This window comes from Hyphomicrobium sp., assembly GCF_019753045.1.
Classification (GTDB): Bacteria; Pseudomonadota; Alphaproteobacteria; order Rhizobiales; family Hyphomicrobiaceae; genus Hyphomicrobium_B.
Map to the genome: position 1 here is coordinate 47,841 of NZ_JAIELN010000001.1, position 12,807 is coordinate 60,647.

At 61.6% G+C, this 12,807-nt stretch carries 10 protein-coding genes; 5 read left to right on the forward strand and 5 right to left on the reverse strand.

Annotated features, from left to right (window positions below; translation table 11 throughout):
* Position 1 precedes the first annotated feature (1 nt).
* From cobT to K2Q04_RS00225, 3 genes are all read right to left on the reverse strand, one after another.
* Positions 2-1,894 carry a cobaltochelatase subunit CobT gene (gene cobT, locus K2Q04_RS00215; protein WP_291157678.1) on the reverse strand — a complete coding sequence of 631 codons (1,893 nt, stop codon included), beginning with the start codon at positions 1,892-1,894 and terminating at the stop codon, positions 2-4.
* 33 nt (positions 1,895-1,927) lie between these two features.
* Positions 1,928-2,935, reverse strand: a complete 1,008-nt coding sequence (gene cobS / locus K2Q04_RS00220) for a cobaltochelatase subunit CobS (protein ID WP_291157680.1) — start codon at positions 2,933-2,935, stop codon at positions 1,928-1,930.
* A gap of 89 nt (positions 2,936-3,024) precedes the next feature.
* Positions 3,025-3,648: a J domain-containing protein gene (locus tag K2Q04_RS00225; protein WP_291157682.1), complete on the reverse strand. Its 624-nt coding sequence runs from the start codon at positions 3,646-3,648 to the stop codon at positions 3,025-3,027.
* A 148-nt stretch (positions 3,649-3,796) separates the two neighbouring features.
* Here K2Q04_RS00225 and K2Q04_RS00230 point away from each other — a divergent pair, with 148 nt between their 5' ends.
* On the forward strand, positions 3,797-4,078 hold the full coding sequence (locus tag K2Q04_RS00230) for a BolA family transcriptional regulator (RefSeq protein WP_291157685.1): 282 nt from the start codon (positions 3,797-3,799) through the stop codon (positions 4,076-4,078).
* A 22-nt stretch (positions 4,079-4,100) separates the two neighbouring features.
* Here K2Q04_RS00230 and K2Q04_RS00235 read toward each other — a convergent pair whose 3' ends face one another.
* Together K2Q04_RS00235 and aroB are read right to left on the reverse strand one after the other, a co-directional pair.
* Positions 4,101-5,408, reverse strand: coding sequence for an HlyC/CorC family transporter (locus tag K2Q04_RS00235; RefSeq protein WP_291157687.1), 1,308 nt, complete (start codon positions 5,406-5,408; stop codon positions 4,101-4,103).
* Between the two features lie 74 nt (positions 5,409-5,482).
* Positions 5,483-7,261 (reverse strand): 3-dehydroquinate synthase, encoded by a 1,779-nt coding sequence (aroB, locus tag K2Q04_RS00240; protein ID WP_291157690.1) that lies wholly within the window; start codon positions 7,259-7,261, stop codon positions 5,483-5,485.
* Positions 7,262-7,588: 327 nt separating this feature from the next.
* On the opposite strand from aroB, the gene K2Q04_RS00245 reads away from it, so the two are divergent.
* Genes K2Q04_RS00245 through K2Q04_RS00260 form a run of 4 tightly spaced genes read left to right on the forward strand, consistent with a single transcriptional unit; the run spans position 7,589 to position 12,687 of the window.
* Complete coding sequence (locus tag K2Q04_RS00245; protein ID WP_291157693.1) at positions 7,589-9,484, forward strand: hypothetical protein; 1,896 nt, start codon at positions 7,589-7,591, stop codon at positions 9,482-9,484.
* A gap of 7 nt (positions 9,485-9,491) precedes the next feature.
* Positions 9,492-10,424 carry a site-specific tyrosine recombinase XerD gene (locus K2Q04_RS00250; RefSeq protein WP_291157695.1) on the forward strand — a complete coding sequence of 311 codons (933 nt, stop codon included), beginning with the start codon at positions 9,492-9,494 and terminating at the stop codon, positions 10,422-10,424.
* Between the two features lie 56 nt (positions 10,425-10,480).
* On the forward strand, positions 10,481-11,140 hold the full coding sequence (locus K2Q04_RS00255; RefSeq protein WP_291157697.1) for a pyridoxamine 5'-phosphate oxidase family protein: 660 nt from the start codon (positions 10,481-10,483) through the stop codon (positions 11,138-11,140).
* Positions 11,140-12,687, forward strand: a complete 1,548-nt coding sequence (locus K2Q04_RS00260; RefSeq protein WP_291157700.1) for a peptide MFS transporter — start codon at positions 11,140-11,142, stop codon at positions 12,685-12,687. Before K2Q04_RS00255 ends, K2Q04_RS00260 begins: the two co-directional genes overlap by 1 nt.
* Positions 12,688-12,807 lie beyond the last annotated feature (120 nt).

The following is a 12,807-nucleotide window of genomic DNA, read 5'->3' on the forward strand; positions in this document are numbered from 1 at the left end:
CTCAATGAGCGCGTGCGTACCGGCGCCGCGCCGCGATCGGCTCGTCGGCGTCAGGTTTTTCCTCGAACAGTTCGACGAGCTTTTCGGTCATCGCGCCAGCGAGCTCGGAAGCATCCGTAATCGTGACGGCGCGCTGGTAGTAGCGCGTCACGTCATGCCCGATGCCGATGGCGATGAGTTCGACCGGCGAATGCGTTTCGATCTCGTGGATGACCTGGCGAAGATGCTGCTCGAGATAGCTTCCCGAGTTCACCGAAAGCGTTGAATCGTCGACCGGCGCCCCGTCGGAGATCATCATCAGGATGCGGCGCTGCTCGGGACGATTGACGATGCGGGAATGAGCCCAGGCCAGCGCTTCGCCGTCGATGTTTTCTTTGAGCAGTCCTTCGCGCATCATCAGGGCGAGCGCGTTCTTCGAGCGGCGCCACGGCGCATCCGCCGTCTTGTAGATGATATGCCGGAGATCGTTCAGACGTCCGGGCGATGAGGGCTTTCCTGCCGCGAGCCATTCCTCGCGCGACTGTCCGCCCTTCCAAGCCTTCGTCGTGAAGCCGAGAATTTCAACTTTGACGCCGCAACGCTCGAGGGTGCGCGCGAGAATATCGGCGCAGCATGCAGCGACCATGATCGGCCGGCCGCGCATCGATCCTGAATTGTCGAGCAGGAGCGTCACGACCGTATCGCGGAAATCGGTATCGCGCTCGCGCTTGAAGGACAGCGCGCCCGTCGGATCGGTGATGATACGCGTCAAGCGCGCGGCATCGAGCTGGCCTTCCTCGAGATCGAAATCCCAGCCGCGATTCTGCTGCGCCAAGAGACGCCGCTGCAGCTTGTTGGCGAGCTTTGCGACAGCCGCCGAGAGCGTTTTCAATTCCTTGTCGAGAAACGCGCGAAGCCGTTCGAGTTCTTCCGGCGTCGACAGGTGATCGGCGCCGATCTCTTCGTCGTAGGCGTGCGTGAAAACCTTGTAGCCGAACGCTTCCGGGTTATCGAGAACGGTCATGTTCGGACGCCACGGCGCGGGCGTTTCGTCGTCGTCCAGATCGCCTTCGTCGAGGTCTTGCGGTTCGGTCTCGCCCGACTCCATCGTTTCGTCGGACTCCGAGAGGTCGCCTTCGGACAGCTGCTCTTCGCTCTGCTGATCCTGGCCCTCGGACGCGTCCTCGCTCTTGTCGCTCGAGTCTTCGGCGCCGCCCTCGGCTGCGCCCTCGTCGCTTTCCTGCTCTTCGTCCTCGGACTGTGGCTGATCGTTCTGATCTACCATTTCGAGGATCTTCAGCAGATCGCGGATCTGGCGGCCGAACTGCTCCTGATTTTCGGAGAGCGCTTCGAGCCTGCTCAGAAGCTTGCCGCCGCGGGATTCGATCAGCGGCCGCCAAACGTCGACAAGACCTTTCGTCGAAGGCGGCGGCGCCTGGCCGGTGATGCGTTCGCGAATGAGGAGCGCAAGCGCGTCTTCGAGCGGCGCTTCGGCACGCGTGCTGACGCTACGGAAACGGCCGTGGCTATAATGGTCTTCGAGGCGGGCGGTCAGGTTCGCCGCCATTCCCGGCATGCGAGCCGATCCGACCCCTTCGACGCGCGCGCGTTCGGCTGCTTCGAACACCGCGCGTGCGGGACCTGCCGATGGCGCGATGCGGCGGTGAAGCTTGGCGTCATGGCAGCCGATGCGCAGCGCCAAGCTATCGGCCCAGCCGCGCGTCAGCGCGATGTCTTTCGCGGACGGCGCGCGTGGCAGATCGGGAATGTGCACGGCCTTGCCGGCGACGTCGCCCTTACCCGGGCCGAAGTCGACCTCGACCTCGCTGTCGCCGGCGATGGCACGAACAGCGGGACCGAGAACACGCTTCAGCGGTTCGGACGGAGCTTCGCGGCGTTTGGTCGGAAGTGTCATGAACGGCCCAGATTAACGGCCTCGGTCAATCGGTCAGCTCAGCGCAACGTTTGCCGTGCTCTCGGGCAGCTCTTCGCCGAAGCAACGCTGATAGAATTCAGCGACCAGCGGCTTTTCGAGATCATCGCATTTGTTGAGGAACGTGACGCGGAAAGCGAAGCCGATGTCGCCGAAGATCTCGGCATTTTCGGCCCACGTGATCACGGTACGCGGGCTCATCACCGTCGAGAGATCGCCGTTGATGAAGGCGGACCGCGTGAGATCCGCGACGCGGACCATGTGCGAGATCTGCTTGCGCTTGGCTTCCGTCTTGCCGAACGACTTGACCTTCGACAGCACGATTTTCGCTTCGTCGTCGTGAGGCAGATAATTCAGCGTAGCGACGATCGACCAGCGGTCCATCTGGCCCTGGTTGATTTGCTGCGTGCCGTGATAGAGCCCCGACGTATCGCCGAGACCGATCGTGTTCGTCGTTGCAAACAACCGGAACGCCGGATGCGGGCGAATGACCTTCGACTGATCGAGAAGCGTCAGCTTGCCCGAGACCTCGAGCACACGCTGAATGACGAACATGACGTCCGGGCGGCCGGCGTCGTACTCGTCGAACACGAGCGCGATGTTGTTCTGCAGGGCCCACGGAAGAATGCCTTCCCGGAACTCGGTGACCTGCTTGCCTTCCTTCAGCACGATCGCGTCCTTGCCGACGAGATCGATGCGCGAGACGTGGCTATCAAGGTTGACGCGGACGCACGGCCAATTGAGGCGCGCCGCGACCTGTTCAATGTGGGTCGACTTACCGGTGCCGTGATAGCCCTGGATCATCACGCGGCGGTTATGCTTGAAGCCAGCGAGGATCGCGAGGGTCACATCCCGGTTGAAGAGGTAGTCGGCATCGACATCCGGCACGTGGGAGTCAGCCTGCGAATAGGCCGGAACTTCCAGATCGCTGTCGATATTGAATACTTGGCGGACAGACAGTTTCATGTCCGGAAGGTTGGCGACTGGCGCGCTGGCCGCGCTAGATGACGTGCGCATTTCCATGGAGTTCCCGATCAAACCGCCCAGCTGCCGCGTACGCCTTGAATAGGTGCAACTCCCGTGAGGTGCACTCGGTTCAAAGGGTCAGAGGATTAGACCAGGCCAGATTGCTTCAAGTAATTATAGGCTTGGAGGATTTCGCGCAACTTTTCCTCAGACCGGCTATCTCCGCCGTTGGCATCCGGATGGTGCATCTTCACCAATTCCTTAAAGCGCGTCTTGATATCTTGAGGTGTGGCCTCGTTGCCGAGATCCAGAACGCGGAGCGACTTCTGCTCCAATGGCTTCAGCTGGCGGCGAAATGCGGTCGGCCCCGTAGCTGTACGAGACGAGCGGGCTTTCCGGTTCGTCCGCTGTGTAGCGTTTACGCGGGCTGCGGCGTCGGCCGTTCTCGCCTCGTCGCGTATGCCGTGCGCCCAGGCGTTGGCGCCCGTCTTCCAGGTGGGACGGTGACCCGTCAGCGCGTCCTTGCGGAAATTGCTGACCTCGGTGTCGCTCATACCTTCGAAGTAGTTGTACTCCTGATTGTACTGGCGCACGTGGTCGATGCAGAAGCTGAAAAACTCGCCGTCGCGTCCGCGGCCCTTCGGCGCCTTGTGGCCGCCGGGCTTATCGCACCCCTTCCATTGGCAAAGGGGCGCCCGCTCTTCCTTCTTGGCGCCTTGGCGCTTCGAGGAGACGCGGATGCTGTCGAAGTATTTCGATTCCAGTTTCATCTTTGAATTATGAGGGTTGGCGCGGCCCGAAACAAGGCGGCAAGAAAACTCTTGATTTCCGTCCAGACTGTGCGGTCAATCCCTTAATAGGCCCTTTCGGTGCCCATGGCGGTCCCGCTGTTCAGAAGATTTTCTTTGAGAGACAAAAATGTCGGTTACGGGTCGGGTTCGAGAAAAGCTTATGATCGCGCTTCGTCCGACGCGGCTCGACGTCATCAATGAGTCCGAGCTGCATGCCGGGCACCGCAATTCGCCTGGAACGGGCGACAGTCATTTTCGCATTCTCGTCGTCTCCGAAGTTTTTTCGGGAAAGTCTCGTATCGAGCGCCATCGGCTCATCAACGATATCTTGAAGGACGAACTGGCCGGCGGCATTCACGCCTTGGCGCTGTCGCCCCTCGCGCCCGGTGAACCTCTTCCGAAGGGCTAAGCGTCCAACGGTTGAAAATTCGTCACCGTGCAGCCCTCGCGGCGTTCGATCCGACGCTTACGGTGTCTGATTTCGACACGGGCTTGATGCGGATAGCCGTGATTTTATTGCGGCTTTTGCGCAAAATCTCAAATCTAAAGCCGTGGAAGGTGAACACCTGCCCGGGCTCCGGGATCGTCTGAGCCTCGTGTATCACGAGCCCTGCAACGGTCGTCGCCTCATCGTCGGGCAGCTCCCAATCCAAATGGCGATTGAGGTCGCGGATTGCAACGGTGCCGTCGACGTTGACGGTTCCATCCGACTGCATGCGGATGTGGCTGTCGGGCATGTCGTGCTCGTCGGTGATCTGCCCGACGATTTCTTCGAGAATGTCTTCGAGCGTGATGAGACCTTGCACCTCGCCGTATTCATCGACGACGAGGGCCATCTGCATTTTCTTTTTCAGAAACTGATTGAGCTGGTCCTTGAGCGTCGTCGTATCGGGGACGAACCACGGCTCGGACGCCGACTTCAATATATCGAGCTTATCGGGCCGCCAGTCGGTGCGCGACAACGCCTGCAGCAGATTTTTCGTATGCAGCACGCCGACGATATTCTCGGGCTCGTCCTTCCAGAGCGGTACGCGGGTATACTGCGAGCGTAGCACCAGATCGAGGATCTTGGCCGGCGGATCGTCGACGTCGATCGTTTCCATCTTGGTTCGGTGGACCATGATGTCAGCCACCTGCAAGTCCCGCAGGTCGAGCACGCCGCCGAGCATTTCGGCATCGCCCTTGGCGACCGTGCCTTCTTTCGCCTGAAGATCGATGGTGCCGCGAATTTCCTCGTGCGCGGCGAGGATGTTTGCCTCGTCGTCGGCCTTGCCGGGCGTCCATGCCAGAATGCTGCGAACGACGAACTCGATCGCTTTCGTGAACGGCGTCAGCGCATAGATCAATATCTGCATGACCGGCGCCACGATGAGCGCCACGCGGTCGGCGTAGGCGAGGGCGTAGGTCTTCGGTAGGACAGCGGCGAAGATCACGATCAGGATCGTTATGATGGCGGTCGCGTAAGCAACGCCGACCTCACCATAGAGGTGCACCGCGATGTTGGAGGCGAGGGCTGCCGCCAGAACATCGACAAGCGTGTTTCCGAGCAGAACCGTGCCGATCATCTTTTCCGGCCGTGACAGCACCTTGTTCACGAGGGCGGCGGCCGTGTTGCCGTCTTCCTCAAGGGAGTGCATTCGCGCTCGGGAGGCGGCCGTGAGCGATGTCTCGCTGCCGTTGAAGAATGCCGACAACACAATCAGCAGAAAAATGGCTGCCAAGCTTATGACGATGGTCATGGTCGGGGTTCGCTGTTCCTGATCAGGAGAAGCAGCAGTCTAGCACATCAATCGGTTGCGGACGCTTAATATGCTCAGCGATCAATTTCCCGGGCGAGGAATGCCAGCACGGTTTCCGGCGGGACATCGCGGGAAACGAAGGCTTGGCCGATGTCGCGGACGAGAATGAACGCCAGCTTCCCGGCTTTAACTTTCTTGTCTTGTCCCATCAGCCGCAGCAGCTCTTCGGGGCTGGCCCGTCCGCCCGGAATGTCGCTGATCTTCGTCGGAAGGCCCACGGCCCTCAGATGCTTCGCGGCCCGCTCGGCGCGGCCTGCCGGACAGATCCCCAGCTCCTCGGAGAGGCGGATCGCCAGGCACATCCCGATGGCGACGCCTTCACCATGCAAGAGGCGGTCAGAATAGCCGGTCCACGCTTCGAGCGCGTGGCCGAACGTGTGGCCCAGATTGAGCAGCGCACGGTCGCCCGTTTCCGTCTCGTCGCGCGCGACGATTGCCGCTTTGGCCGCCACGCTCGTTTCGATGGCCTGCGTCAGAGCCGGTCCGTTGTTGCCGAAAACGCTCTGCCAGTTGGCCTCTAGCCAAGTAAAAAATTCCGCGTCGCCCAGCAGACCGTATTTGGCGACTTCGGCATACCCAGCGCGCATCTCGCGCGGGGGCAGCGTCGTCAAAACGGCGGTGTCGGCGAGCACGAGGTTCGGCTGGTGAAACACGCCGATGAGATTTTTGCCTTGCGGGGTGTTGATGCCCGTCTTGCCGCCGACGGAGCTATCGACCTGGGCCAGCAGCGACGTCGGAATTTGAACAAAGCGCACGCCACGGCGCAGAATGCCAGCCGCGAAACCGGCGAGATCGCCGATGACGCCGCCGCCGAAGGGCAGAACGAGATCGCCGCGTTCGAGGCCCATCTCCAAAAGCCGTTCCGAAAGCGAAGCCAAATCGCGGAAGTTCTTCGTCGCTTCGCCGGGCTTCATGATCACGGAGCCGGCAAACATGCCCTGGCTTTTCAGGCTTTCCTCAAGCGTCGCGAGATGGTGACGGGCGACGTTTTCGTCGGTCACGACACCGCATTTGACCTCACCGAAACGCGCCTTGAGAAGCGCGCCGGTCTCGCGAAGAATCCCGCGCGCAATCAAAACATCGTAGGCGCGATCGCCGAGTTCGACGTGCACCGTTCGAGATGGATTTGCATCCGCGGCGGAGGGCGCGGGGAACTCCGTCCCGGCCGCGAGGCGGTTTATGATTTCGGTGACGATGACGTCATGGGGCTCGTCGCGGCTTTCAATCGTCATGTCGGCTTCAGCATATATTGGGTACCGTTCTTCAATCAGCTTTCGCATCGTGGCTTCGGGATTGCCGTTGCGCAGGAGAGGCCGGTGATCGCGCTTCGACACACGACGCATGAGGACCGGCAGGTCCGCCCGGAGCCAAACGGAAACGGCGATGTCTTTAATGCGCAGGCGCGTTTCCGGGTTTATGAAGGCGCCGCCTCCGGTCGCGAGCACCTGTGGCCCGTTGCCGAGCAGCCGGGCGATCACCTTGCGCTCACCGGCGCGAAAATGGGCCTCGCCATGATCTGCAAAAATCTCGTTGATAGTTTTGGCGGCGGCACGCTCGATCTCGTCGTCGGCGTCGACGAAGGGTAGATTGAGTTTGAAGGCCAGCCGTTTGCCGACCGACGACTTGCCGCAGCCCATGAGGCCGACCACGACGATCGGTCGCCCACCGACGTTCTTTTTCGCACGCTCAATCGCTTCGGCTTCGATCATCCGAGGCTCAATACCGACGGGTTCGGCCAGTTGGTTGGTTTCTGGGTTGGTTTCTGGCGGTGGTTCGCGCGGCGGGATGGTCATTTCGGCGCCGTCATGCCACGAACCAAAAACGTTCGCAAATTGGAAACTCACTCGAAAGCCACAGCGAACCCAAACCTTCTTGCCGATCCACGGAGGGACTCTTCGGCAAAATACCATATTGAGTCATAATCGCGCCCACAAAGATGTTCACCTAACGGCCGGGACGGGACACAGAAAATGCCGAGCCTTTTCCGGCTTTTATTCGTACTTTGCGCGCTGACAGCGTTGGTTCTGGGCGGCCTTTACGTGCTGGCGACCCGGTTTGAGCCGGAGCAGCAGACGATCAGCAAGCCCGTGCAAAATATCAAAATCCGGCGGTGAATGACGATGGTGTATACGCACCGAAGACTGATAGCGGCAGCCAAGTGCCTCCTGGTGCTTCCGCTGCTTCCCCTCGGCGCCGCTGCCGCATCGGTTTCAGCTTCCGCGCAGGACGCGCCCGCCGCACCTTCTGCCGCACCCGCAAAAAAGAAGAAAGCTGATCGGAACGACGCTTATTCGCCACCCGCTGAACAGCGCACCTATCTGCAGCCATTGGGCGCCCCAGCGGGAAGCCCCGGCGGCGGCGGCAGTACGTGGGGGCAGCCGAACCCGGATAGCGTCCAGCCGGATCCCGGTCGGGGCGGCCAATCCGGTCAGCAGAACGGCGTTGTCCGCGGGGCTATTCTGCCCGGCGTCGAAAAGGACGATCTTGCGCCCGTCATGTCTGAAGACGGCTCCGGGTTGCCTTACGAACTGTGGGGCGGCATGGACGTCGCCGCACTCGAGAAGCTCATCAGCACGATCGAGATCCCGCCCAGATCGCCGGTACTGCACGACCTTTGGAAGCGGCTAATCACTTCGCCGTCGCCCGGCACGACGAACGCGAATTTCGCAGCATTGCGGCTCGAAGCGCTTTACCGCTCGGGATTGGCGCGGGAAGCCGCCGCCGAAATCGCGAAACAAGGCGGCAACGACAGCCCGCTACTCGTTACGCTTCAGGCTCGCAACGAGCTTGCCTCCGGGCACTCGGACAAAGCCTGCGAACTCGTCGCCAAGTCGGCGACGCTCAAGGGCAACATCCCAGCGCGGCTCAAGGGGCAGTCGATCCTGATGGCGGGTTATTGCTCGGCCATCCAGGATGACAAATCCTCCGCGGGCCTTGCCGCAGATCTGGCGCGCGAGGAAGGCGTCGAGACGTCTCCCGGCCTCGAGGCGCTGGATGCTCTCGCAATCAATTCCAAGCCTCGCTATTCGCCGGTCAAACAGATAACCCTCCTCGACTACCGGATTGCCGAACGGGTAGGGGGGCTTCCTCACAAAACGGTTTTGGAGAAGGGCGAACCGGCGTTGCTCGTCTCGCTCGCGAGCGATCATTCGACGCCGGCCGATCTCGGAATGCCATCGACGGAGGCGGCCGCGCGATTGAATGCGCTCACTCCGGAGCAACTTGCGGGCATCTATCGCGTCAACGCCGAACAGGTGCCCGCGGATGATCTTCTGGCCGGCCGCGGACCGCAAGGCGCTAGCCGCCGCGCGGCCCTCTTCAGGGCTGCCGAAGACGAACGCACGCCGATGCGCAAGGCGCGACTTATCCGGACCTTCCTCGATGATGCCAAGCATGAAGGCCTCGGCATGATCGGCGCCCAGATGATTGCGCCAACCACTGCACAGCTCCGGCCGGCTCCCGAAATCGTCTGGTTTGCCGAAACAGGCGTCGAGATCGGCTTGGCGTCGGGAAAATTCAACATGGCTCGCGATTGGATTGCCGTTGCCGATCAAGGCGGCGGTCCGGGCCTCGGACATTGGCGCGCCTTGATCGATATCGCCGACGCCAAGGAACCTGACCGGGGCCGAAGCTTTGCCGCGCTCGAAACTTATGCCGCGAATGGCCGCTTTCCGTCGGCCGCGCTCTATCGCCTGACGACGGTCCTCGAAGCGCTCGACTATCTGGTGCCTATTCCGCTCTGGGATGCCGCGAACAGGACACCGCAGCCGACGTCCGGATATCTGCCGGAAACCGGCGTTTTGACAGAATTGCAGGTGGCATCGAAAAAGCAGGAATTCGGGCACACCGTTCTGCTCGTCATGAAGGCGCTTGGGCCGAACGGGGCGCAGGATGCAAATCTTATCGCGCTCGGCGACAGCATTCGGGCGTTGAAGCGCGCCGGTCTCGAAGCCGACGCGCGGAGGCTCGGCCTCGAAGCGCTGCTCCCTTCGTGGCCGCGCACGGAAACGAATTGAGGGCTCGATGACGCGTGTCGCGGAACGCGATAGCCACCTCACGGACTTTCTTGCGATGCTCTCGGCCGAGCGGGGCGCCTCGGCGAATACCATCGAAGCCTACACGGCGGACCTCGAAAACTTTCTTGGCTTCCTGTCGGAGAAAGGAATCGCGCCGGCGGACGCCAAATCAACCGATGTGCAGGCCTATCTCGGATTTCTCGCGAGCGAGGGGCAAGCACCGACGTCACGCGCGCGACGGCTCTCGGCGATCAAGCAGTACTATCGTTTTCTACTTGCCGAAGACTTGATTGCGCTCGATCCGACGTCCGGCCTCCAGGGGCCGAAGAAGCAGCGCGCTCTACCGAAAGTTCTGAGCATCGCCGAAGTCGACCGGCTGCTGGACGTTTCCCAGCAGCAATGCGAGGGCCAGGACGGGCGCGCACTCTTTCGCGCCTTGCGGTTTCACTGTCTCCTCGAAGTTCTCTATGCGACAGGCATGCGCGTTTCCGAACTCGTCGGGCTGCCGCGCAGCGTTCTCAGAGGCGATCAGCGCGTTCTCACCATCAAGGGCAAAGGCGGCCGTGAGCGGCTCGTTCCGCTCAACGCGACAGCGCGTTCGGCGCTCGACGCGTTTGTCGACGTTTCGGCGCGGCTCGATAATTCGGAGTGGCTATTTCCGTCGAAATCGGCGCTTGGCCACGTGACGCGGCAAGGTTTCGCGCAGGATCTCAAAAGCGTCGCGGAAGCGGCGGGAATTGCGCCGGAACGCGTGTCACCTCACGTGCTCCGCCATGCCTTCGCAAGTCATTTACTCGATCGCGGCGCGGACCTCCGAGCCGTGCAACAGCTTCTTGGCCATGCTGACATTTCTACGACAGAGATTTATACGCATGTGCTGCAGGAGCGGCTGAAGGCACTCGTCAACGCACATCACCCGCTCGCCAAAAAAGAGACCTAGACAGACGCCGGAGATCCTTCGGGATGGCGGCGCGTTCAACACAAGGGGAAACGCCAATGAGCCGCCTTTACGGAGACGTCCATCGCGCCATGCAAATGGCTTTCGATACGCGAGCGATGGCAGACCGGGTCGAGGCGGTTGCCCTCAAGCCGGAGATCGACGAGACTGCGAAGGCTTTCATCGAAAGCCGCGACATGTTCTTCCTGACGACGATCGACGATCGTGGCCGTCCGACGGTCTCTTACAAAGGCGGAACTCCCGGCTTCATCAAGGTGCTCGATGCCAACACGCTCCTGTTTCCGAGCTACGACGGCAACGGGATGTACCTGTCGATGGGCAATATCTCGGGCAACCCGGAGATCGGCATGCTGTTCATCGACTTCGAGAAGCCGTTTCGCTTGCGGGCGCAGGGCCGTGCCGAGCTCATCGTGAGCGGGCCCGAGCTCGACGGCTTCAAAGAGGCCGAAATGGTGGTGAAGGTGAGTATTCACGAAGTCTGGATGAATTGTCCGCGATATGTTCACCGTCACGCGAAGGTCGAAGCTTCGCGTTATGCGCCGGGCGTCGAAACCGAAACGCCATTTTGCGAGTGGAAGCGCATCGACGCGATGCAAGATGTGCTGCGTCCGTACGAGCGGTCCAAGGTCGAAGAACTCGGAACAACAACCATCGATGAGTGGATGGGTAAAGTCATGACCGGCGACAAAGGCGCCTGATGCCTTCGCGCAAGGGCGAACAAATTTCTGCCAACGGAGGGGCGGCTTCGGTCGTAGCGGAGCCGCACGGCTCGTGGCTCGGCCTCGGGCTAGGCCTCTCATCGCACCCGCGCGGGCTTTCGGCACTCTACTTCACCGAGCTTTGGGAGCGCTTTTCGTATTACGGAATGCGGGCGCTCTTGGTTCTGTTCATGGTGGCTCCCATCACCGAGGGCGGCCTCGGCTTCGCGACACCCAACGCCGGCAGCATCTATGGCACCTACGCGATGGCGGTCTATCTCTTGGCCCTTCCCGGTGGCTTCATCGCGGACCGGCTTCTGGGTGCAAAGCGGAGCGTGCTCTTCGGAGGGGCGTCGATCGCCTGCGGGCACTACGCCCTGGCGTGGCCCTCGCCTTCGACGTTCTATCTCGGCCTCGCGCTGATCGCGATCGGCACGGGTCTTTTCAAGCCGAACATCTCAGCTCTTGTCGGCGGCCTTTATTCAAAGGACGACACGCGGCGCGACGCCGGTTTCTCGCTCTTTTACATGGGCATCAACATCGGAGCGTTTTTGGCGCCGCTGGTGACGGGTTTTCTCGCGCAGAGCAGCATCTTCAAGGGCTGGCTCGCCGCGGCCGGATTCGATCCCCGAATGAGCTGGCACTGGGGCTTCGGCGCGGCTGGCGTCGGCATGACGATATCGATGGTGCTCTTCTATCTGAACAGGCACGAGCTCAGAGATCCCGATGTCGCGAGCCCCGATTCGACGTCGTCGGTTGTCCGTCAGGGAATTCTTGTCAGCGTCGGATCGCTGGCTCTTCTCGCGATTGCACTGCTCTCCGACGTCGACGGCTTCCACTGGCTGCGTTGGCTCTTCGTCGTGCTGCCGCTCCTCGGCATCGCTTACGGCGCGACGCGCCACGACCCGGATGCGCGCCGCATGGCGGCTGTCGGCGTCTTCTTCATCGCCGCCATGATTTTCTGGGCGGTCTTCGAACAGGCCGGCACCACTCTGTCGCTTTTCGCCGACGCGCTGACGCGCAACGAAGTCTTGGGGTTCTCTTTCCCGTCGTCGTGGTTCCAATCGGCCAATCCCATCTTCGTCATACTGCTGGCGCCGATCGTCGCGGCGCTATGGATAAAGCTCGGAAAGCTGCAGCCGTCTTCGCCCGTCAAGTTCGGCCTCGGCCTGGTGTTCCTCGCGGGGGCGTTTCTCCTGATGGTTCCAGCCGCCACCTACGCGGCAGACGGTCGTGTCTCGCCGTTTTGGCTGCTCGGACTCTACCTTCTATTCACCATCGGCGAGCTGATGCTGAGCCCGGTTGGGCTTTCGACGATGACCCGCATTGCGCCGCCCAGAATGTCGGGCCAAGTGCTGGGGATCTGGTTCCTCGCAACCGCGTTCGGGAACAAGCTCGCCGGGGACATCGGAGGCGCCTTCACCGCGAGCGATCCGGACGCACTGGCGCTCTCGTTCCTGGCGCAAGCCGGGCTGGTTGCCGTCGCGGCGGCGCTCATGTTCGCGATCGCGCCAACGGTGCGGCGGCTTTCGGAGGGCGAAAGTTAAACAATCTCAGAGCCCGGCGGACCAGAACTGGGTGCCGTACGGCTTGACGCCTTGACACCCGCGGCCAGCCGTGGCGAATGTCGCGCGTGAAAAAAGCGCTTGCCGCACGCTTCAGTTGCA